Genomic DNA, 21769 nt, shown 5'->3' on the forward strand with positions numbered 1-21769 from the left:
GGCCATGCTCTTGACGTATGACCACCGGAAACGCCTGCCGCGCCCTGGTCTTGTTCGCGCAGTATGCGGACACAGGACGGACGACCTGTGGATCGCGTTGGGCACTGTGGTCAGTAGACAGCCAGGTTGTAGGTGTCGAGGACCGGCTGGAGTGGTTGATACCACGTGCGCTCGTCGGAAACATTGTCGCTGCAAGCGCTGACGTTCGTTCCACCAGAAAGCTCACCAAGTGCAGTGGTGCCGTTGTACAGGGGCCCGCCGCTATCGCCATTCAGGGCGCAGTTGGTGGTCTTGATGGTGTGGTAAACAGTCTCGCCGGAATCCCACGTGACTGTGGTATCGACGAGTAGAACCTGTCCGATCATGTCGTTGCTGACCCCACCCGCACGGCTCACCGACTCGCCGTCAAACGGCAAGCGGGAAACGTAGATCTGCTGCGTGTTGTGATGCACGGTTCCGTAGGCGACAACAGAACTGTGGTTGTACTTGATGATGCCGTAGTCGTTGCCCGGGTAGCTGGATCGGATGGTGTTGCCGAGGAGTTCGCCGCTCCACCCCTGGTACCACGTGGTGAAGTTGTTGGTGCAATGCCCGGCTGTGATGATGTACCTGTCGCCGCTCGAGTTCGTCACGTTGAATCCGAGTGAGCACCGGGGCTCCTGGTGTCCGGCGATCGCAACGGACATCATTTCTCCGCCGGTGCTGTAGGTCTTTGCGCCGATCTTGCCATGGATACGATCGACGCGAACCGCGTCGCCGAACTTGGCGGCGACAGCGTTGATCTTGGCTGTGTCGGCAGCGTTGACCGTGCTGTCCAACTCCACGGAAACCTGGTTGGTAGACGGATCTACTCCCCACGAGGTGCCACGGACTCCGGCGAGCTTGTCGAGTTCCTTGTGGATCGACTTCAGCGTCGCCGTGCTGTATCGGACTGACTTGGCCACACCTCCGGCTGCGCGGACGGCTTGTGCTGCGGCCTGGTCCGTGACGGCGACGACGATGAAGCCCTTGGCGTCGAGGTAGATACCACCCGTGCGCGTTTCGCCGAGAGACTCTGCTAGCGAACGCGCGTTCTTTCCGCTGATCCCGCCGGTGACATGTACGTCGGACGTGTCGACGGGCGCTGCGGAAGACGCGTGCCCGGCAGACGGGACGAGCAGAGGACCGGCCGACATGCCGACGATCGCGACTGCCGCAAGCATCCGTCCACACGCGCGACGAACGCCGGATGAGAACCACAACGCCGCTCTCATGTGATTTGCGGTCACAAGAAGCTCCTTGACTCGAATCCAATGCTCAGGCTTCCCTCGCCTCTGGCGAGGTGCCTGCGCCATGCCGGAGATTGAGAGGCGGAGACAGACTTGGGTGTGACATGGCGGGGCGTGATCTATCGCACGTCCGGCATCGCTCCCCTCCCAGAACAGTCGAACTGCGACAACGCGGGTCGCCGCGGGCCGGGGAGGACCCGATCGAGATCTGGCTCACATCTGGGCTGATCGACGTCACGTCGCCAGCGCCGCAAGGCTCTCAGGGTCTGTCCGGGCCGCCCGCAGCACTGAAATCCCTGCGAGGTCGGCCGAATCCAAAGGCAAGGACAGTGATGATGAAAGAAGAACCAGTGGATGGCGCAGGGGCATCAGACAGCCGGCAGATTCCCGATGGAAAGCGTGTTGGGACTCGGCGCCGCGCACTCCTCGCCGGAGCGGCAGCGCTTTCCGGAGCCGCTGTGGTCGGCGCGGTTGCCGGTCGGCCGGCGACCGCTGACGTACGAAGCGGCTCGACGCCAGACGCCGAAGGGCGCGTGATTCGTACCCCTGATGCGCGCTTCGCCGGCCTGTCCGACTACCCGTTCACGCCGCACTACGTCACCATCGACTCCGGCGACGACGAGGGAACGCCGGTACGCGTGCACTACATCGACGAGCGCCCCACCGACCCGGCGAAGGCGTCGGGGGAGACAATCCTGCTGCTCCACGGCAATCCCACGTGGAGCTACCTGTACCGGCACGTGATTCCTCCGCTGGTCGCGGCGGGTCACCGCTGCGTCGCGGTTGACCTCGTCGGCATGGGCAAGTCCGACAAGCTCACGAACCGTTTCATGTACACCTACCGCAACCACGTCGACTGGCTCCGCAAGGCTGTCTTCGAGCGGCTGAAGCTCGACAACCTCACGATGGTCTGCCATGACTGGGGCGGGCTCGTCGGCATGTTGCTGCTCGCGGAACATCCGGAGCGATTCCGCCGGGTGGTCGCTTCCAACACGTCGGGTCCGCGCGAGGGCGGTCCGGATCTCGGGCCAGGCTGGGGTTACCTTGCGAAGTTCATGCAGTTCACGCAGCGAATCGAGCAGTTCGAGCCGGGTGTGGTCGTGGAGGACTTCACGGTCAGTGAGCTGAGCTCTCGCGTGCGCGCGGCGTACAACGCGCCGTACCCCGGTGACCGGTACCTGCACGCCGTACGCCGCTGGCCCCTGCTGATCCCGATCACGGCCGACGACGAGGCCAACCCGATGATCGGCAAGGCGTGGGAGAAACTGGAGACACTGCAGACGCCGTTCCTGTGCGTCTTCAGCGACCAGGACCACGTCACGCGTGGAAACTACACCCACCTGAGCCTGCGAATCCCCGGGGCGACAGGTCAGCCACACGTCACGATCAGCGGCGCCCATCACTTCCTGATGGAGGACAAGCCGGCCGAGTTCACGCAGCCGATCCTCGACTTCATCCGCACAACGAGATAGCGCAGAGCGGTCTGTGGAACTCATATAATATGAGACTCGTATTATCTGTCGTCTCCGGCCGGAACTACTTCGGCCCGTACCGTTGTCATGGGAGCTAATGCGATGCGTGCCGTCAGGATCGTCCTCGGTCTGCTGTTCGTGCTGGTGGGCTTGCTGGTCACAGTTGCCGGTGCAGTCGCAGGGTTCTGGCTGGTCGGCCCTGACGATACTGTCGAGACCGGCGAGCAGCAGCTGTCCAGCAAAGGGCTCGCAGTCGTGACCGTGCCGCACGTACTCGACCGACACGGCCCGACGCTCCACGTCACGGCCTCAGCGGCGGACCGGCGGCCGGTCTTCGTCGGTGTCGGAAGTGACTTGGATGTCACGAGTTACCTGACCGGCTCCCTCCACGGGAGGGTGGTTGGTCTGTCGCTGCCGGTACGGCTCGAAACCGACAGCGTCCAAGGAGCATCGACCCCGCTGTCTGCGCCCGACAGTCTCGACTGGTGGGTCGTCAAGTCGAGCGGTGCCGGCAGCAGGTCGATCACTTGGCCGATGACGGACGGCCGGTACGGCGTCGTGGTGATGAACGCGGATGGCAAAGCCGAGGTCGACGCATCAGTGAATCTGGGTGTCGAGTTGGACGGAGCGTTTGAGACGGCGTTGTTCGTGCTTGGTGGTGGTCTCGCGTTGGTCGTGTCCGGGCTCGCGCTGATCCTGCTGGGCCGCGGTCGACCGCGCCGTCCGGCACAGCTCGGGCCGGACCGGGCCAGGTCCGGCCCGGCGCCCGGCAGCGAAGTACGAGGTTCGGCTGTGCGGCGCGTGTCGGCGATCGCCTCGGCGGCCGCGGCGCTGTTGGTGATGGCCGGGTGTGTCGCCGTTCCCGAGGTGAACACTGGTCGGTCGATGAGCCGACAAGCGGTGACACCGGAGGCTGGCGTGGCGGTCATCAAGCACTACAACGAGGTCAACAACCAGGCGAACCGAGCACGCGACGGGAAACTGTCGGAGACGATCGAGGCGGACTCGGTGCTGGACTCGACGTTGGCCGGATTCGCCGTCGATCGCGCGCTCGACCCGGTCGATCGAGTCAAGGCCGAGCCATTCGTCTATGTCGTCCTCAAGATCGGTGCACCGCAGTTCGATGCTTATCCGATGCGATTCGTCGCCACGTCGGGTGTCTCCACGGACAAAACCGTCCGTCACCTCGGGGTGTGGCAGCGGCGGGATGCTGGAAGTCCTTGGCTCATGACGTACTCAGCGTATCCATCGGCCGGTACGCCACTGCCTTCGTTGGACGGACTTCGAAGTCCCACGAAGGCCGACTGGAACAGGCTGGCGGTGCCACCGAAGAGCGCGTCGGAAGCCTTGGCTCAGTACTTTGGTGACGGGCCCAAGTCGGCGAAGGCGGCTGCCTTCAGTGCTTCGGTCGACACGACTCGATTCCTGGCGGAACACGCCAAAGAGAAGCTCCAGGACACCAATCGGCCGTACATCTCCGCCGTGTCCGACACGTTCCGGATCGCCCGGGATCCACTGATGTTCGTCACAGGATCCGGAGAAGCCCTCGTTTTCGTCACACTCACCAACCGCTACGTGGAGCAGATCAAGCGCGGAAGCTCGGCCTGGTGGGCGACGGGCGAAGTGCTCGCCTTTAGCAACAAGATTCGATTCACGGAGGCGCTGACGCAAGACGTCCAGTACCAGGTCGCCTTCGTTATCCCACCCAAGGGCAGGATCCGAATTCTTTCCGTCGACGGTCAACTCGTCGACGCGGGCGGCTACTGAGGGGCCGTTCTGCGGGAGACCTTCAGGAGCTTGTCTGCTGTCGACTTCCGAAGTGATTCGAACATCAAATAGTATGGATTCCGTAGTTTACGAATCGCAGGCACGCCGATTTGGTACGTGCTTGCCGTGTGAGGGAGCGCATTTGAGTGTTGTTGTCACTGGGGCGACCGGGGTCGTCGGACGCCCGATCGTGCGGGCGCTGAAGGATCAGGGAGTTTCTGTTCGAGCCGTCGCGCGGTCGGTGGGAGCGTTCGCGGGAGTGCAGGGTGTGGACGAGGTCGCGGCGGATTTGTCCCGGCCGGAGACGCTCGCACCAGCACTGCAGGGAGCGAGCGCGCTGTTCGTACACCCCCGTGCGGTGGGCGAGAGCGCAGGCAAGCTGATGGCGCTGGCGGCGGAGCACGGGATACAGCGGGTGGTCGTGTTGTCGGCGATGAACGTGGACGACGATCCGGTGTACCAGCCGTCGCGGTTGAACGGCGACCGCAACAAGGAGGTCGAGGAGGCCGTCATCGGCAGCGGGCTGCCGTGGGTGGCTGTGCGGGCCAGCTCCTTCGCGACAAATGTTGTCGGCATGTTCGCCGCTCAGATCCGGGCGGGCGACGTCGTGCGTGGCCCCTACGGGAACTTCGCCGAGTCGCTCCTCCACGAAGCCGACCTGGCCGCTGTGATAGCCCGCGGTCTTCTGGATGACGACCTCGACGGGCGCAAGGTTCAGGCGACCGGTCCGCAGTCGTTGACGCACGAGCAGATGGTCGCTGTCATTGCCGAGGTTACTGGACGACAGCTTCGTTTCGAGGAGGTCCGACCTCAAGTGGCTGCCCAGGGGCTCATTGCGCACGGTCTGCCGGAGCCGTTCGTGATCGCCTTGATGGAACGCTACGAGCGCGGAGTGGGACGCCCAGCCGATGTGACTGACGAAGTGGCCCAGATTCTCGGACGCCGATCCCTGACGTTTGCGGACTGGGTCGTCGACCACGCCGATGCGTTCAGCCGGGAGGCGTGATGACGATAGAGAGTCGGCGTACTCCGGACGCCCGCTTCGTTGGCCTGCCCGACTATCCGTTCGAGCCGCACTACCTGGCGATCGACGCCGGTGACGGTGAGGGGACCAAGCTTCGGGTTCACTATGTCGACGAGTGGCCGGGCGAGGACGCATCTGGCGAGACGGTGCTGCTGTTGCACGGCGAGCCGACGTGGAGCTACCTGTATCGGCACGTGATCCCGCCACTCGTAGCGGCGGGCCACCGCTGTGTGGCGCCCGATCTGGTCGGTTTCGGAAAGTCCGACAAGCCGAGGAATCGCTTCGACTACACCTACCAGGCCCACGTCGAATGGCTGAGCGAGACGGTCTTCGACCAGCTCGATCTGCATGATGTCACGATGGTTTGCCATGACTGGGGTGGACTGCTGGGCCTGCGGCTGCTCGCCGATCATCCGGATCGGTTCAGCCGCGTCGTTGCGACGAGCACTTCACTTCCCACGGGGGACCAAGATCTTGGGAGTACCTTGTCGGTCTGGTTGCAACTCAGTCAGCGCGCCAATCCGTTCAGCGCCGGTGCCGTCGTCGAGCGCGGTGCCGTCACCAAGCTCGACCCGGCAGTCAAGGCGGCGTACGACGCTCCATTCCCCGACGAGAGCTACCTGCAAGGTGCGCGACAGTTCCCGTTACTCGTCCCGCTCACACCGTACGACGAGGCGTCGGAACCGAATCGCCGTGCCTGGTCGGCGCTCCGGACGCTGGCTGTCCCACTCCTGTATGCGCATGCGGAGCACGATTGGGGCGTTGGCGATGGACGGGCGGCGTTGCGCGACGGTGTTCCGGGCGCACGAGAGGTGATCATCGAACAAGCCGGGCACTTCGTGCAGGAGGACCGCAGCGCCGAGGTCGCTGAGGTGATCGAGGGGTTCATCCGAGACACCGCACGGGGATAGCGGACGACCGCTGGCACGGCTGAAGTGTGGTCATCAGCCTGTCAGCACCTGGCGTCGTGCCCTGTGAGCACTCTCCGGCTCGTGGTGGTCGTCCTTGGCGTCCCGCCGGGCCGCCCTCCGAGCTACGAGCTCGGCGAGAAGAGCCGGCCAGAGGCGTGGCCCAGGGGCTCGCTGGCAGACGCTTGCACGAGCAGATCAGGTACGGGCGCCGAAGACCGCCTGTCGTCTCGCTGCGGACTCGGACGACAGGCGGTCGGGTCGTCGGCGTGCCGTCAGATCACCTGACGTTCGCCGCGTCCCATTGCGTGCGCGCGTCGGCGATGGCGTCTTTGTGGTCGCGAGACCAGTCGGCGAGGTCGAAGACGGTCTGGGCGAGGCTCCGGCCTATGGCGGTGAGTCGATAGTCGACCTGCGGGGGGATGGTCGCGTAGGCGATCCGCTCGACCAGGCCGTCTCGGCTGAGACGTTTGGTGGTGAGCGTCAGCATTCGTTGCGAGATCCCTGGAATCGCGCGCTGCAAAGCGCTGAACCTCCGTGCACCTTTCGACAGCTCGACGAGCACCAGCACGGTCCAGCGGTCACCCAGCCGGTCGAGAATGTCGCGGATCCCGCAGTCGTCTGTGCCACAGGGGCCATGTGCTGAGGTACCGCCGACCTCGGAAGTTACCGCGGTGTTCGTGACCGACATGAAAGTGCCTCCTTATGGATAAGTCCGAGTTCAGGGATGCTCGGACACGTCTTCAATCGATGTAACGCTAGGAGCTGCGAAATGATTCTCGTGACCGGCATCTCCGGGGCACTCGGGAGCTTGATCTTTGACGGCCTGTCCGCCCGCGGCGACCTCGAGGTCGTGGGCGGAACCCGCCGCGGTGACGGGACCGGCAGGAGACGGATCGACTTCGACGATCCCGCAACCTTGGTCGACGGGTTCGCGGGCGCTGATGTACTGGTGTTCGTGTCAGCCGGCTATGCCGAGGACGACGTGGTGCTCGCCCGCCATGGAGCGGCAGCCGATGCGGCGGCTGCGGCAGGAGTACGTCACGTGGTCTACACCAGCCTGGCCAGCTCGGGGGATTTGATGTCGATAGCCCTCGCGCATCGATGGACAGAGGCACGCCTGGCCGCCGCGCCGTTCGACGTCACCGTTCTGCGCAATGGCTTGTACGCCGAGGTCCCAGCCGGGCTAGCGGCTGCCGGCGCCGTGTCAGCCGCGAGTACGGGTGTCTTCGCGGCAGCATTGGGCACCGGAAAGGTCTCGGTCGTAGCCAGGGAGGATCTCGCGGACGTCGCAACGCGAGTGGCCGCGGACATCGACAATGACCTCGCCGCAGGGCGGCGCAGCCGGCACGCGGGCCAGGCGTACGAACTCGAGGGCATCACCGCCATCGGCGGCGACGACATCGCCGACATGATCAGCAGCGCACTGGACCGGCCGATCGAGTATCGAGCCGTGTCCCTGGCGCAGGCTCGCCAGGATCTGGCGGGCAGTGGACTGGAGCCATATCAGTTGGCACACACGATCTCGCTGTTCTCCAACGTTGGCGCTGGGCTCCTCGAAGCCACGTCAACTGATCTGACCACCCTGCTGACCAGTGAGCCCCGACCTGTCCGTGAAGCGGTCGTTGAGGTAGTAAAGGCAGGCGGGTACCAGTCACAGAGCATCGCCACGAAGTAGAGGCCGCGCGAATAGCGTTCTGCTGGGTTTCCACCTGTAGTGGAATCAGTCTGCCGCCAGTTTTCGGTGGGGATCTCGCGGCGGCGACGCACCGTCGGAGGAAGTCGGCGATCAGGTCGAGCTCTTCATCGCTGTAGCCGCCGCGGATCTTGTCGGCCGCGGGTGTTCATCACGGCAGAGACGGGACCCGCCGCAGTTCGCTCCTTGACAATGCGGCTGGTCACGCTGTGCCTGTCCGTCAGGCCGCGGTGCCGCACGACCCAACCTCCGCGCTCGAGCCGATTGAGGATTCCTCTCATGGTGGCCGGATGCGTGCTCGCTGGGCCAGCGCATTCCGCGACAAGACTCCGTCCATGGCGAGAACATCCAAGCAGTCGAGCTCGCCGTCCTTGAGGGCGAGACGGTACTCAACCTGATGGTTCAGCAGTGCCAGTTGAACACGCGGATCCCGCAGCGCCGCTCTGATCGCGGCACTTCGGGACGTCGTCCTCGGCTTCGGTGCTGCGCCGAGTACTCATGGGTGGAGCGATCGCGGGGACTGGGTCACCGAGGGGACCTATTGTCCAGTCGGAGGATTCGCGACCGGGATTCTTGCCACTGGCATCACCGCCGCAGGATGCGGCAGGAATGCTCAGGCGAGCAAGTCCGTGACACCGCCGTCGGACCCGGTCTGAGCCGACTCGGTTCGAGTCATCGGCGTTGACAGTATCGCAACTTCCCAGTGCACGATCTGTGACAGGTAATACGGAATCCATAATATATGAAGTGTAGACTATCCGGGTAGATGTGGCCGAGTGGTCAGGATGACTACCTCTTGAGATGGGTCTCACATCCTGCCGATGTCACACCATCAGCGGCCATTGGCTCTTGGGATGGGTCGGACATCGCGTGTCGGGAGGAGGACATGGAGAGCCCACGACTTCCATGATGGACTGCGCCGGCGCAGGTCCATCAACTTTCGTGCGCACTGCTGCCGCAGTAGCGAAGAAACGGAAGGCGCGCGAATGGGCCGCGTGTGTCGCACGACAGATTCGCAACCGACACGACTCGCTCGAACTTCGCCTGGAGACTGCTCCACCCGGTGCAGGTCCGATGAAGAGGCTTGCATACCGCGTGGGCATTCAGCTCGACGCGGGTGGCCGACCGGGACTGACCGCGGTCTCGTATCGATATCTCATCCCAAATCAAGGAGACATCGCAATGCTCGATATCACCGTCTGGATCGCCGGGGGCTTCCTTGCCCTCTTCTTTCTCGCCGCCGGCGTGCCGAAGGTCGCCGGCAAGGGCATCGACCGCTGGGTCGGCTTTGACCAAATCCCGAGAGGCCTCACCGTCTTGATCGGCTTCTCCGAGATCGCGGCGGCGACTGCTCTCATCGTGCCACTCCTCATCAATGAGCTCGAGTGGACCACACCGCTGGCAGCTCTGGGAATCGGCGTCATTTCACTGATGGCCAGCGGATTCCACCTCCGCAACCGCGAATGGCTGGCGACGCTGGAAACCGTCTTGTGGGCGTCACTCGCAGGGTCGATTGCCGCGGCGCGCTGGGACGAGCTGTCGACGGGACCGTCGATCCCGAAGGGCGTTCTCGTGCCCATGCTGCTCGTGTTGGTGCCGGCGACGATCACCAACCTCGTGTTCCTCACGCGGGCCACGACTCCCAAGAAGCTCGACGATCGTCGCGGGCTTGCACCCGCCGCCAACTAGGTCGAACGTCGATCAGACTGCGGAGATCCCGATGGAAACCGTCCGCTGCAGACTCCCTGCTGCTCCACATCTCGGTTCCTCGGCACTGCTCGGCGGGCTGAGGTCACAGGCGCGAGAGGAGACCAGGAAGGTGACCGAACTGGTGCGCGGCGGAGTCGGGTTGGCAATGCCCGCCTCGCGCTCGTCGGCGTCATCGAGGCAGACGGCGGAACCATCGACGTGGCGAAAATCGGTGTCACAGTCGTCATCTTCGTAGTTAGCTCTCGTGGGCAAGCGCCGTGAGCGGATCCGCAATGGCTTGTGGATCATGATGTTGAACCTTCGGCGTCCGCCTTCGTCCCGGTTCAAGAGCAGGCATTGCCTGGTGGGTGGCTGACGGGTGAACAAGGCCGTCGATGACGCGGTCGAAGATCAGCAGCATGTCCGATCAGTGGGCACGCGTTTCATAAGCTCGTTCATTTGATGTACCAACTAATTGGGAGATGGTATGCGGGAGAGAGTCGCGATCGTCACCGGCGGCGGGCGTGGTATCGGCCGTGCCACAGTGTTGCGATTGGCTGCTGACGGCCTGAGCGTGGTGGTCAACTACCGCAGCGATGCGGAGGCAGCTGGGCAGGTTGCGAAGTTGATCGTCGAATCTGGTGGTGCCGCCGTCACCCATCAGGCGGACATCGCAGATGTGGCAGGAATCCGCACGCTCTTCGATGTCGCCGAGAACACCTTCGGTGGTGTCGACGTCGTCGTCCACAACGCGTATGCGATGTACAACAAGCCGATCGCCGAGGCGACCGACGACGAGTACGAGCGCAGCTTCGCCGCCAACACCAAGGCCACACTCGTCATGCTGCGCGAGGCATCCACGCGACTCCGGACCGATGGCCGATTCATCTACATCTCTACGCTGGTGACGCGGGCAGGCAAACCGACCACCGGGTTGTACTCGGCCAGCAAGGCTGCCGGGGAGCAGTTGGTGCGCACTTTCGCGCGCGAGATCGCATCCCGTCGGATCACCGCCAACAGTGTCCTACCTGGGCAGACCGAGACCGACGCCTGGCGAGACTCACCGGTCGAAATTCGCAGGTTGGCCGAGCTGATACCGCTCGGTCGGGTGGGTCGGCCCGACGACATCGCCAACATGGTTGGTTTCCTGGCCTCCGACCAAGCCGGATGGATCACCGGACAGAGCTTCATCGTCGACGGCGGCACCAGCCTGTGAAGACTCGCGCTCCCTGAGCATGCGAGGCAACAACGCGTCTCACTGCGTTATTGCGTCAGAGTTTCGGAACTATCGTTCGATCTCACCCGCACCGGCGTTGTCATCGCGATGGCGGTCGCGCATGCCTCCGACGTCTCGGTTCGACAGCCACACACCTCGCCGCTCGTCGTACTCGCCGCGGCGAGGATCGCGGCCCGCCGGTCCAGTGTTGCTTCATGTAACTCAACCCATTGAGCGTGAGCCTGAGTCGGCTCGATCTCCTGGAACACCAGGTGCCGGCGCAACCGTGACATCTCCCGAACGTGAGGTGTTGCTCTCCGACATTCCTCTCGTCGGCTTGGGCCTGTGCGGGCCCGGCCCTCCACCACCTCGACCGACCCGTGAGAGCGGCTGAGAGATGACGTCAGTCCCGGCCGGTGCCTGTCAGAGTCTGGCGGTAGCGGCCCGGTGGGAGGGTGAAGTCGCGTTTGAATGCCTTCGCGAAGGCGAATTCCGAGGTGTAGCCGAGCTCTCGACCGATGATGCTGAGCGGAACATTCGAGTCGCGTAATCTCCGTTCGGCCAGCGTCATTCGCCACCAGGTGAGGTACGTGAGCGGTGGTACGCCGACCAGTGAGGCGAATCGTTGTGCGAAGGCGGAGCGGCCGAGGTTTGCCGTCGCGGACAGGTCCTGGAGCGTCCACCGCCGACCGGGATCAGCGTGCATCGACGCCAAGGCCGCACTGACGGCGGGATCGCGAAATGCGTTCGCCCAGCTGTGCGTTTCGGTCGGCTGATCGTCGAGCCAGGCGCGCAGGATGTAGAGCAACAACGCGTCAACCAACGCCGGCACGATGCCTCCGCCGCCGGGACGTGGGTCCTCCAGTTCGGCTCCGAGGAGCTCAATCGTTGCCTTGAGCCCGTGATGCTTGCCACTGCGCTCGGGGAGACAGAGAACCTCTGGCAGCTCGGTCAGCAGAGGGTGCGGACGCCCGCGCCCGAACTCATAACCGCCGCACAACAACAACGACTCCGCACCCGGACCGTCGAGGATCACACGCGCGATCGGCGATCGCGGATTGTCGAGCAGCGGTTCGAAGTCGGTCAGCCTGGACGCAGGATCGTCGGCCAACGCATGGACACTACCGTTGCGTACAAGCACCAGATCGCCTGGAAACAGTTGCCGCGGCTCCGGCTGATGTCCGATCGGCAGGAGCCAACACGAGCCGCGCACGACAATGTGGAACGACGCCCCGTTGATCTCCGGAAATCGGAGACCCCACGGCGCTCGTACGTCGGTGCGCGCCGCGCGCGGCAGACCGCTGCGCATCGCGTGCAGCACATCGGCGAGAACGTCCATGTCGATCATTATCCGTGCTGCCGGGACAACCGGACGATCGAACATGAGAGGCGGATTTTCCGACATTCCTCGTCCAGGTCGACCGCCGTACGGTCGACTTCAGAGTGGCCAAGCGGCCATCGTGAAGAGAGGAGCGGACAATGGCTGTGCTGGTGACCGGCGCAACTGGGAAGACCGGTGTCGCGGTGGTCGAGGCGCTGCGATCGCGGGGTATCGCGACCCGTGCCGCTAGCCGGCGGCCGGGAGTGAGCGTCGAGGGCGTCGAGCACGTGCGGATGGACTGGTCCGATCCCACCACGTGGGCGGACGCGCTCGACGGCGTCGACGCCGTCTACCTTGTCGGGCCGTATGCCGCGGCCGACAACGCCGGCCTGGTCGGCCGGCTCCTGGCCGCCGCGCCCGATGTTCGGCGAGTTGTGCATCTGTCCATCATGGGCGTCGACAAGTTGCCCACGGCAATTCCGATGGCGCAGTGGGAGGCCGACATCCGGGAGTCAGGACGGGACTGGACAATTCTCCGGCCCAACTGGTTCTTCCAGAACTTAGAGGACGGTTTCGCCGGCCCCCTGCGTGATCACGGGGTGCTCGAGGCGCCCGCTGGTGATGCTCGGATCGGCTTCATCGACACCTCAGACATCGGTGAGGTAGCTGCTATCGCGCTTACTGAGGAGGGCCATGGTGGCCGCACCTACACCTTGACCGGTCCGCAGGCGCTCACGTACTCCGAGGCTCTGGCGGAGCTCGGCCAGGCCGCTGACCGCGAGCTCCGCTATGTCGCCCTTGCAGTCGATGAGTTCGCCGGCAGGTTGTCCGAAGGCGGTGCTCCAGACTGGGCAGTCGTGTGGCAGCTTGCTCTCCACGATCTAATCCGGGCGGGAGAGTACGCCGCGGTCACCGGCACCGTCGAGGAAATCACCGGCCACCCGCCGCGATCCCTGGGGACCTACGCGACCGCCTACGCCAACTACTGGCGACTCGGCGGCCTGGCAGAGGGTGGCCTCGGGCAGGCCTGAACAAGTCGGGCAAGGTCGCGTTCCCCGTCGGATCGCCGACACCGGCGAGCGGCGATTGCCACCGCTTGTAGGCCAGCAGGCACTCTCCTCGCCATGTCAACCCATCTGATGTTCTGCCGGCGTCGCCCCCTCTGGTACCTGGTACCAACGCCTTCAATCGGTCCTCAACACCTCCAGCCCGTGCGCATACTGACGGAAGTCGCCAGGGCGATGTCACGAGCAGCCGGGTGCACGCCTCCCAGTGCACAGGAAGCCGGCGGACCGGCGGCCGTCCAGTCAGCGGTGACGCGGGACATCGGATCCAAACCGAGACATGACAGGAGGAGAGAGCTCAAGTGGCTGAGGAAGTCGACCCGAGACGATCAGTGCTCGAATCGGTATTGCGAGCAGCCAAGGGCACCGTGGAGGTGTACACCGATACCACGAGCGGCATGACGATATAGGAAGGTGACAGCAGGACAGAGCTCAGCGGCGAGGGTTTTAGAGCCTTCAGGAACGGGATCGGATCGCCGTTATCACAGCACCTGAAGGTTTCCCGCTACCTCGAGGGACTTTCCCATCTGTTCGGGGGATTTCGGGAAGAGGCGGGGCAGAGCGTGGGGACGGCCGAGGCGGTGTTGTTCGAGGCGCTCGACGAGAAGGCCGATGAGGTCCACGAGTTCAAGAAGCGTTTCGGACGCACCCAGACCAGGACGGTCAGCGTCCAGCGGCCAATCATCGTGCAGGAGCACGAGGCAATCCGCTTCGGCTATGCCGTTCAACCCCGACCTCGCGGGCGCGAAGGCCCCCGAACCACTACCGGAGTACCGTGAGGCAAAAGGCCACCGGCCGGGCAATCTCCTGGTCGTGCATGCCATTCTGCCGAGGCCGCTGGCCGAAGATCTGGGGACATTGATCGAGCAGGATCCCCTGCTGGCGCGCGAGGTCGCGGAGCGGCTGGTACTCGAGGGGGGCGGCCTCGATCGAGCTTCGTGGGGGCAAGGCCAGCCGCTGTTCAATCATCGGACCAAGCCGCCGTACGAGCAGCTGTCCGCCACGCACCGGATCCACCGCATCACTCCGCGGGCAGACGGCACCGTGACGGCACAGCCGCTCAAATGGCGCACTGGGCAGACGACCACCGACCCAACGCGAGGCACGATCGTGAAGTTCACTCAGCACACAGGATCTCTACCTGCGCCGAACATCCAGCTAGGAGGTAACGGGGCAAGACCACCAATCACGGTCTCCCGCGAGAGGCACTCGATCGGCCGGGGTGAGTGACCGGTCGTCGGCGGCTGGGTAGCAGCTTGCAGGACTCCCGGTCAGCGACTCGAGGTTCCAGCCGGATGGTCCGGAGCTGGGTCCTTCCGGTCGGTGGGGCGGCCGAGGAGGTGCTGCATCGTGGTTGCCCCAATGACGAACGCAACGCGTGGCCGTCGTGATGCATACGTGGAACGGATCCGCATGCGGGAGCCGCCGAATGTCGCAACGGCGAGGTCGCGCGGTGGTCGAGGCCGAGCCTGTGTGCGGCCTGGAGAACCACTGCGGCGCTACTCGTTCCCGCGGCGACGAATACGGTCGCCGCAGTCGATTGATCCAGCAGCCCGCGAATGCCGGCTTGGTTGCTCGGCCAGTCCGGAGCCCGAAATGGCAGAGCGCTCTTCGATCGCGATCTAGCCTTACCTGGCGCCGGGATGTTCCTGACGTCGGCCGTTGCGGTGACGCGGCAGGTCGCCGGCGGCCAGGCCGATGCGGCGATGCCTATGGCCGATCAGATGGGATCAGGTCCTGCATTGGTCGTTCGTTGCACCGCGATCTCGCTGCGCCTTCCCGCGACGGCCGGTCGATTCCTGCTGTTGCCCAAGACAACCGACCGCCCGGCCCAGCGACGTCTCGCAGAGCCTCTCTCAGTCAGTGAGGGTGAGGACGGCGTTGCCACGGATGGTGCGGTGGTAGAGGTCTTCGAGGGTGTTGGCTGTATCGCCCCAGTCGGCGGTGCGGCCGATCTCGGCGGTGATCTGGCCGGTCGAGACGAGGCGGACAAGGGTGGTGAGGTCCTCGCTGTCAGGAACGTCGGATATCCAGTGGGCGAAGTGCTTGATGGTCAGGGGAGTGTTCCTGAAGAGATCGAAGAAGCTGAGCGTGACTGGTTTCTCGCTTGCTTGACCGAACCAGAGGAGCGTGCCGCCGGGAGCCAGTTTAGCCAATGCTGCCGGGAAGGTGTCGCCGCCGATCGACTCCATGACGACATCGAAGGATCCGGTGGCGTCGGCGAGTTGCTGCACGACGTGCGCGCCGCGCTCGGCGAGTCCGCGACCTCGCGGGACAGAGCCGGTCAGAGCCGTGATCTCGGCACCTGCTGCTAAAGCCAGCTCTACCAGATAGTGCCCAACTCCACCCGACGCCCCGGTCAGCAGAATCCGGCGGCCTTCAATCTCGCCGCCCGCTCGTACCAACCGCAGGGCCGTCAGCCCCGCCAACGGAAGCGTCGCGGCCTGTGTCGCCGTGACGTTGTCGGGCAGGACCGCGAGCGACGCGGCGGCAACCCCAACGCGCTCAGCCCACCCACCCTCCTCCAGGAACGCGACGATCCGTTGTCCGACAGCCGGCCCGCTCCCGTCGGCGGCGGCCCGGAGTACGCGGCCGGCGACGTCCTTGCCGGGGCGGAAGCCGGCCTCGGCGGGCGTGCCGTATGCGCCGGACAGACCAAAGTACTCCCCGCGGTTGACCGAGAACGCCTCGATCTGCACTACCGCCTCGCTCGCGGTCGGGGTCGGCTCAGGAACGTCGGCGAACGCGACTAGCGATCCGGGCGTTCCGGTCGCAACCAGTGCCTTCATCTGTGCGGTCCTCCACAGGTATGCCGGATGCCGTCCGAATGACGGCGACCTCTTCAGTGGTTACCGTATGGGTGCTGGTTTCCGGTCGCTAGAAGGCAGTAATTGGTGGTATAGGTTACCCATGGATACTAAGTCCCCGACGAAGTATGACCTTTTCAAGGCCGGCTGCCCGTCCCGCCAGGTCTTCGATCGGATTGGCGAGCGGTGGACGTTTCTGGTCTTGCTGGCACTCCAGGACGGCAAGTTGCGCTTCAACGAACTGCGCCGCCGTGTCGAGGGGATCAGCCAAAAGATGCTCACCCAAACACTGCGCGGACTCGAGCAGGACGGCCTCGTGACACGCTCGGTCTTCCCCACCGTCCCAGTCACGGTCGAGTACTCACTGACCCCCCTCGGCACCAGCCTCTGCGGCGCCGTCCATGTCCTGCGCAACTGGGCATACGATCACATAGAGGACATGGACGCCGCTCGGGCCGCCTACCAAGCCGATCACCCGGCGTGAGTAAGGCTTGATCCGCCAACTCGGGAGTGGCGGCGATGCTGAGGCGATCTGCGAGCGCCGTCAGCCGGTGCTGACAGTTGGTTATCGCGCTGCTGGTCCAGATGGCGCCGACGCGTGTGCCTCGGTAACGTGCGACTCGGCGCACGGGCGACCTCGTCAATCGTCCGTCCCTCGAAGGTTCGAGCCGAGACGGCCTACACCTTAACGACAACGCGCCCAGCCAGAAGGCCAACGATAAAAGAGGTGCCAAGACGGGAAGTGCAGTTGCAGGAGTCTGAGGCGCCTTCTTCACACAGAAAAGGCGATCGCCCCAACCTCAACGACGGGGCCGCAGCAATGCCGAGACGCCGACGTGGTGATCGTGCTCGTCTTGTGGTGGTGATCGCCGTTGTGACGGAGACCCTCGGCCCGTCGACGGGGAAACATTCACCGACGCAGTCGGATGGTCCGTTCGAACGAATCCACATGCGCCACAGATCAGGCCCGGGGCGCCCGCGGCGCAGTCATGCACGGCGGCAATAAGCGTCTGGTCTCACAAGACGGCTGCGGTCGGTGACCGGTGAAACGTCCCGGGTTTGATGCACCCTCGGTTATGTGAGTGCGACCGGTTGGTCGTCTTGGGTTTGTGCATTGTAGTCGGTCTCGGCTTCGGCGGGTGGGCGTCGGTCGAGGCGGTGCATGAGCCGGCTGGTGTTGTACCAGTGGATCCAGGCTGCGGTGATGGCCTCAAGGTTGGCGAGGCCGGTGAGTGGTCCGCGGCGGAAGGGTGATTCGTCGCGGATGCATTCGGTCTTGTAGAGCCCGATGGTGGTCTCGGCCAGGGCGTTGTCGTAGGCGTCGCCGACTGACCCGATCGAGGGGCTGAGGCCGTGCAGTTGCAGCGTCTCGGTCAGGTGCACCGAGGTGTACTGCGACCCGGCATCCGAGTGATGAATCGCCTTGTTTTGCGGGGTATTCAGGGGATTGCCCTGCCTCGTGCGGAACGCCGCGGCCTGGGCAATGGCCCGCTCGACGAACGTGGTGTGCTTGGACGTCGAACACTCCCAGCCCACGATCCGTCCGGCGAAGGCATCGATGACGAAGGCCGTGTAGGCGAACGTGCCGCCGACACTGCTGGCCAGCCGCACATGGGTGAAGTCCGCGACCAGGAGCCGGTTCGGTGCCGGCACCCGGAACTGCCGGTTGACCAGGTCCGGAGCTCGGGTCGCGGACGGGTCCGGGATCGTGGTGCGGATCTTCTTGGCCCTGCTGACGCCACGCCAGCCGTTGAGACGCATGAGCCGCTCGATGGTGCACCGCGCCACCTGGATGCCTTGCCGTTGCAGGTGGGCCCACATCTTCAGCGATCCGTAGAGCGACTCCGGCGGGCGTCGGCCGTCGGAATCGGGTTCGTAGTACCCGGCCAGGATCTCGGTGAGCGTGGTGTCCCACAGAGCCCGCCGCGACGGCGCCCGCCTGGCCCAGGCGTAGTAGGTTCTCGGGGCGATCGGGCAGCCGTGCGCGGTCAGCGCAGCACAGATCGGAGCGACCCCGAACCGAGCCTTGCGCTCGGCGATGAACCGGCAGATCACCGCTGTCGCGGGTCGCTCTCCCGCGCGAAGAAACTGGTCGCTGCCTTGAGGATCTCAATCGTGCGTTCCAGTTCGGCGTTCTTCCGCTTCAGCTCCCGGATCTCCCGCGCCGACTCCGACGACACTCCGACGGCTTGACCGGCATCGATCTGCGCCTGCCGAACCCAGCGGCGCAGCGTCTCGGCCGTCATCCCCAACCGGGCCGACACCGCCTTGATCGCCGCCCACTCAGAGTCGTAATCGTCAACATGATCGATGACCAGCCGGACCGCCTTGGCACGGGTCTGCTCGTCGTACTTGCTCGGCATGAATGCCACCTTCCCAACGAAGGAGGTGCGCATCAAACCCGGGGTGGTTCACCGGACTCTCGCCGGTCCTCTGCCAAGTGGGACGCTGCGGGCGATTGTGCTAGGCGTAATACGGTATGGACGCGTAGGCGGGTTGGCCGCATTCGTAGTTGAGGATGATACCGCCCTTCTCCGGGCACGAATAGAACTTGATCTGGGCGCCGGGACCCATGTTGAAGTAGACGTAGGTAGTGGTGCCGTTGCCTTCGCGGTTCCAGGCGTAGTAGGGCCCCGTCTTGGACAGGTCGTAGCGGTAGTAGATGATCGCGACTCCGTAGCCATCCGCGTGTGAGTCGTGAATGCTCAGCACGCGGATGTCCCCATTGAAATAGCCGTAACCAGCTGAGGATGTCGCTAGGGCGGTGGTAGGCCACGTGGCGTACGACGGGCCGGCGGTCATGGTGGCCGCGAACGCCGCGGTCACCATGACGGCAAGCAAGGATGTTGTGCGCTTCAGAATCGACGTAGCCAGTTGGCGCCTGCGTCGCATGAGAATGTGCCTCCTCGGGCAGGGGACGCGAACACTACGGGCGGTGCTCGACCGGAGGTGATACGAGGTGCATATTGTTTGAATCTCAAAGAAGCGTAGCATGACCATCTTCAGCCCATCGGCAGCGTCGCGCAGTCGATCCGGGCAGACACTGCGACTCGTACCTCGATGCCGATGAGGCAGTTGAATTCGTAGGCTGCTCTGCCGCTCTGCCGCTCTGCCGCTCGGGCGCTCGGGCGCCGGTCAGCCTTCACGCATTCGGCTCTACGTCGCCTGGATGCGCGCGACGTACTTGCCAACGCCGCGTCCTTCGGCGAGGGCTTGCTGGGCGTCGATCGCAGCAGTCAGATGGTCGACGACGGTGACTGTCAGATGGAGGTTGCCGGCCGAGAGGTGCTCGAGGACGCGTCCGAGTGACCTTGCAATCTGATGCGGCGCGGTTCGGGCCAGACTGGACAGACTGAAACCTCTGATGGATGCGTTGGCGCCGTAGAGTCTCCGGGTCTCCGGCAGACTCCCGAGCGGCCCGCCCGCCGGGTTTCCGAACAGGATGATGCTGCCGCCGGGCGCGATAATCTCCAGGTCGGAATCAAGCATCGCGGTGCCTTGCGGGTCGAGTACCAGATCGACTCCGATGCCGCCGGTCAACTCGCGGATCTCGGCGGCCAGCCTCGGTCCGCGAGCCAGGACGGCGTCATATCCGGCCTCGTTCGCTCGAGCGACGCGCTCGACGTTGCCCACCGTTCCGATCAGCCGTTGTGCACCCGACAGTTGCGCGATGCGGGCAACGGCTTGCCCGATGCCTCCGGCGGCTGTGTGTACAAGCATCGTCGCTCCGGGCCGGAGGCGACCGAACTCGTTGACCAGCAGTTCGGCCGTAGTCAGGGTGCCAGGTGCCGCGGCGGCCACCTCGAGGCTGACGTCGGCAGGTATCGCGACGACCAATCCCGCGTCGACGACAGCCACTTCCGCGAGTCCACCGGATCCGGTGAACGCGGCCACCCTGTCTCCGACCGCGAAGTCAGTCACGCCGTCGCCGACTTGACGGACGGTTCCCGAGATTTCCAGTCCCGGCACGAACGGCCAACTGCCGGCGTACCCCGGATCGCCTCGCCTGGCCATGACATCGATGAAGTTCACGCCGGCGTAGGCAACGTCGATAGCGAGCAGTCGCGGACCCACGTCTGGCATAGGTATCTCTCCGACCCGGCTCCTGCTGCTGTCGAGTGCGGGGCCGTCGAAGATCAGAGCGCGGTGCATTGGTCGGCCATTCCTTTCGATGTTCGTCGAATGTCGTAGCTGGACGATACAGTGATTCGAAGGTTGTCGAAAGGGGTTCCATGCCACACGCGCGCCGTCCGGCTCTGACCCACCCTGACGTCGCAGAGGTCGAGCTCGTTCAGGTCTTGCACGCCTTGGCTGACCCGACCCGTCTCACGATCGTTCGTACGCTTCGGCGAGACGTCGAACGACCGTGCGGAACTTTTCCGGTCACTGTCGCCCCATCGACGCTCAGTCATCACTTCCGCGTTCTGCGTGACGCGGGGCTCATCCACCAACGGGAGGACGGCAACCGCCGCTGGACGACGCTGCGGCACGGGGACCTCGAGACGCGGTTTCCGGGCCTGATCGACGCCGTCCTGCGAGCCGAGGACGGCTCAGAGAGGCCGCGTCTTGCCGAGGGATGCAGTAGTGGTTGAGCCGAATTCGGCGAGTCGTGACAAGACGGCCGCGATCGCCGTGGCGCTTTGTGCTCCGTCGCGTGTGGCGGCGAAAAGGTGCCGCCGTGGTGCCTCACCGCTGACCGGACGCACGGCCAGCCGCTGAGACAGGTCACGCTGCGCGAGTCGAGGCATAAGTGCGACACCGTGGCCGCTGGCAACTAGCTGGGCGACGGCCTGCCAGTCGTCGACCTGGTGTGCGACGTACGGCGTGAATCCGGCTGCTGCGCAGGCTGTCGACATAATGGTCGCGCAGCAGCCGCCGGGGGAGCCGGTGATCCACGCCTCGGTTTCGAGGGACTTCAAGTTGACCTGATCGTCAGCAGACCGTGGGTGCCCGGCCGGAAGTGCGACGTCGAGCGGGTCCGCGCCGAGGTCAACCGTGTGGTAGCGAGGATCCTGGGCTGTCGGTGAACCGGTGAAGCTGACCGCGATCGCGATATCGACTCGCCCGGCGTCGAGCTGGTCGAAGAGCGCCGGCGGTTCAGCTTGGCGTAGTTCGACCTTGACATCCGAATCCGAAACTCGAACGGACGTCAACAGGCCGGGCAGCAGCCCAGTGATGGCGGTGGCGAACGCCCCGACCGTGATCGTCTCGTGCGCGTCATCAGACCAGCTCTGCAGCTCATGGCGAGCGCGTTCGATCTGGGCGAACACGGAGTCGGCGTGCTTGAGTAGCGCCAGGGCCCGTGGTGTCACGATGAGTTGGCGGCCGCGCCGCTCGGTCACGGCGAACCCCAGGTGCCGGGACAGACCAGCCAGTTGCTGGGAGATCGCAGACGGGGTGAGGTGCAGGGCCGAGGCCGTGGCGGTGACGGTTTGCCGCTCGCGCAGTTCACGCAAGACTCTCAGTCGCCGGAGATCATCCATGAAGTCGACACTTAAGTCTTCCATGCAGATATTTTAGATGGACTGAAAGACGCA

The 21769-nt window shown here is 64.6% G+C and carries 21 protein-coding genes; 12 read left to right on the top strand and 9 right to left on the bottom strand.

Annotated features, from left to right (window positions below; all coding sequences use genetic code 11):
• Nucleotides 1-110: 110 nt before the first annotated feature.
• Nucleotides 111-1268: a S1 family peptidase gene (locus ABZX12_RS41230; protein ID WP_355700920.1), complete on the bottom strand. Its 1158-nt coding sequence runs from the start codon at nt 1266-1268 to the stop codon at nt 111-113.
• Nucleotides 1269-1658: 390 nt separating this feature from the next.
• Here ABZX12_RS41230 and ABZX12_RS41235 point away from each other — a divergent pair, with 390 nt between their 5' ends.
• The 5 genes from ABZX12_RS41235 to ABZX12_RS41255 all read left to right on the top strand — a co-directional run bounded on the left by ABZX12_RS41235 (nt 1659) and on the right by ABZX12_RS41255 (nt 6442).
• On the top strand, nt 1659-1805 hold the full coding sequence (locus ABZX12_RS41235; RefSeq protein ID WP_355700921.1) for a hypothetical protein: 147 nt from the start codon (nt 1659-1661) through the stop codon (nt 1803-1805).
• Nucleotides 1802-2740, top strand: coding sequence for a haloalkane dehalogenase (locus tag ABZX12_RS41240; RefSeq protein WP_355700922.1), 939 nt, complete (start codon nt 1802-1804; stop codon nt 2738-2740). The genes ABZX12_RS41235 and ABZX12_RS41240 overlap by 4 nt, the downstream gene beginning before the upstream one ends.
• Before the next feature lie 102 nt (nt 2741-2842).
• Nucleotides 2843-4507 (top strand): hypothetical protein, encoded by a 1665-nt coding sequence (locus tag ABZX12_RS41245; protein WP_355700923.1) that lies wholly within the window; start codon nt 2843-2845, stop codon nt 4505-4507.
• Between the two features lie 142 nt (nt 4508-4649).
• Nucleotides 4650-5513 carry an NAD(P)H-binding protein gene (locus tag ABZX12_RS41250; RefSeq protein WP_355700924.1) on the top strand — a complete coding sequence of 288 codons (864 nt, stop codon included), beginning with the start codon at nt 4650-4652 and terminating at the stop codon, nt 5511-5513.
• Entirely contained in the window at nt 5513-6442 is a 930-nt protein-coding gene (locus ABZX12_RS41255) for a haloalkane dehalogenase (protein WP_355700971.1), read from the top strand. Before ABZX12_RS41250 ends, ABZX12_RS41255 begins: the two co-directional genes overlap by 1 nt.
• A gap of 277 nt (nt 6443-6719) precedes the next feature.
• Here ABZX12_RS41255 and ABZX12_RS41260 read toward each other — a convergent pair whose 3' ends face one another.
• Nucleotides 6720-7130 carry a helix-turn-helix domain-containing protein gene (locus ABZX12_RS41260; RefSeq protein ID WP_355700925.1) on the bottom strand — a complete coding sequence of 137 codons (411 nt, stop codon included), beginning with the start codon at nt 7128-7130 and terminating at the stop codon, nt 6720-6722.
• Nucleotides 7131-7211: 81 nt separating this feature from the next.
• Between ABZX12_RS41260 and ABZX12_RS41265 the strand changes: the two genes are divergently transcribed.
• Together ABZX12_RS41265 and ABZX12_RS41270 are read left to right on the top strand one after the other, a co-directional pair.
• Entirely contained in the window at nt 7212-8117 is a 906-nt protein-coding gene (locus ABZX12_RS41265; protein ID WP_355700926.1) for an NmrA family NAD(P)-binding protein, read from the top strand.
• 1200 nt (nt 8118-9317) lie between these two features.
• On the top strand, nt 9318-9824 hold the full coding sequence (locus ABZX12_RS41270; RefSeq protein ID WP_355700927.1) for a DoxX family protein: 507 nt from the start codon (nt 9318-9320) through the stop codon (nt 9822-9824).
• A 12-nt stretch (nt 9825-9836) separates the two neighbouring features.
• On the opposite strand, the gene ABZX12_RS41275 is transcribed toward ABZX12_RS41270, so the two are convergent.
• A complete protein-coding gene (locus tag ABZX12_RS41275) occupies nt 9837-10133 on the bottom strand; it encodes a hypothetical protein (RefSeq protein WP_355700928.1) in 297 nt (98 codons plus the stop codon).
• A 178-nt stretch (nt 10134-10311) separates the two neighbouring features.
• On the opposite strand from ABZX12_RS41275, the gene ABZX12_RS41280 reads away from it, so the two are divergent.
• Nucleotides 10312-11040, top strand: coding sequence for an SDR family oxidoreductase (locus ABZX12_RS41280; protein ID WP_355700929.1), 729 nt, complete (start codon nt 10312-10314; stop codon nt 11038-11040).
• Nucleotides 11041-11443: 403 nt separating this feature from the next.
• On the opposite strand, the gene ABZX12_RS41285 is transcribed toward ABZX12_RS41280, so the two are convergent.
• Nucleotides 11444-12379, bottom strand: coding sequence for an AraC family transcriptional regulator (locus tag ABZX12_RS41285; RefSeq protein ID WP_355700930.1), 936 nt, complete (start codon nt 12377-12379; stop codon nt 11444-11446).
• 140 nt (nt 12380-12519) lie between these two features.
• Here ABZX12_RS41285 and ABZX12_RS41290 point away from each other — a divergent pair, with 140 nt between their 5' ends.
• Both ABZX12_RS41290 and ABZX12_RS41295 read left to right on the top strand, forming a co-directional pair.
• Complete coding sequence (locus tag ABZX12_RS41290; RefSeq protein ID WP_355700931.1) at nt 12520-13392, top strand: SDR family oxidoreductase; 873 nt, start codon at nt 12520-12522, stop codon at nt 13390-13392.
• Nucleotides 13393-14142: 750 nt separating this feature from the next.
• Nucleotides 14143-14655 (top strand): hypothetical protein, encoded by a 513-nt coding sequence (locus tag ABZX12_RS41295; RefSeq protein WP_355700932.1) that lies wholly within the window; start codon nt 14143-14145, stop codon nt 14653-14655.
• 626 nt (nt 14656-15281) lie between these two features.
• Here the strand turns inward: ABZX12_RS41295 and ABZX12_RS41300 are convergent.
• On the bottom strand, nt 15282-16214 hold the full coding sequence (locus ABZX12_RS41300; RefSeq protein WP_355700933.1) for a zinc-binding dehydrogenase: 933 nt from the start codon (nt 16212-16214) through the stop codon (nt 15282-15284).
• Nucleotides 16215-16335: 121 nt separating this feature from the next.
• On the opposite strand from ABZX12_RS41300, the gene ABZX12_RS41305 reads away from it, so the two are divergent.
• Complete coding sequence (locus ABZX12_RS41305; RefSeq protein WP_355700934.1) at nt 16336-16716, top strand: helix-turn-helix domain-containing protein; 381 nt, start codon at nt 16336-16338, stop codon at nt 16714-16716.
• Between the two features lie 590 nt (nt 16717-17306).
• Here ABZX12_RS41305 and ABZX12_RS41310 read toward each other — a convergent pair.
• The 3 genes from ABZX12_RS41310 to ABZX12_RS41320 form a co-directional block, all read right to left on the bottom strand.
• Nucleotides 17307-18595, bottom strand: a protein-coding gene (locus ABZX12_RS41310) for an IS3 family transposase (protein ID WP_355700935.1) whose coding sequence is annotated in 2 segments (ribosomal slippage) — nt 17307-18322 and nt 18322-18595 — 1290 coding nt in all. Because the reading frame shifts where the segments join, the coding sequence is not laid out codon by codon here.
• 100 nt (nt 18596-18695) lie between these two features.
• The gene (locus ABZX12_RS41315; RefSeq protein WP_355700936.1) at nt 18696-19124 is read right to left on the bottom strand and encodes a hypothetical protein; all 429 of its coding nucleotides are present in this window, start codon (nt 19122-19124) and stop codon (nt 18696-18698) included.
• 264 nt (nt 19125-19388) lie between these two features.
• The gene (locus ABZX12_RS41320) at nt 19389-20306 is read right to left on the bottom strand and encodes a zinc-binding dehydrogenase (protein WP_355700937.1); all 918 of its coding nucleotides are present in this window, start codon (nt 20304-20306) and stop codon (nt 19389-19391) included.
• A 158-nt stretch (nt 20307-20464) separates the two neighbouring features.
• Between ABZX12_RS41320 and ABZX12_RS41325 the strand changes: the two genes are divergently transcribed.
• A complete protein-coding gene (locus ABZX12_RS41325; RefSeq protein ID WP_355700938.1) occupies nt 20465-20824 on the top strand; it encodes a metalloregulator ArsR/SmtB family transcription factor in 360 nt (119 codons plus the stop codon).
• On the opposite strand, the gene ABZX12_RS41330 is transcribed toward ABZX12_RS41325, so the two are convergent.
• Nucleotides 20783-21715, bottom strand: a complete 933-nt coding sequence (locus ABZX12_RS41330) for a LysR substrate-binding domain-containing protein (protein ID WP_355700939.1) — start codon at nt 21713-21715, stop codon at nt 20783-20785. The genes ABZX12_RS41325 and ABZX12_RS41330 overlap by 42 nt on opposite strands.
• Nucleotides 21716-21769: the final 54 nt, after the last annotated feature.

The sequence above is a fragment of the Kribbella sp. NPDC003505 genome, assembly GCF_040610875.1.
In the GTDB taxonomy this organism is placed as follows: Bacteria; Actinomycetota; Actinomycetes; order Propionibacteriales; family Kribbellaceae; genus Kribbella.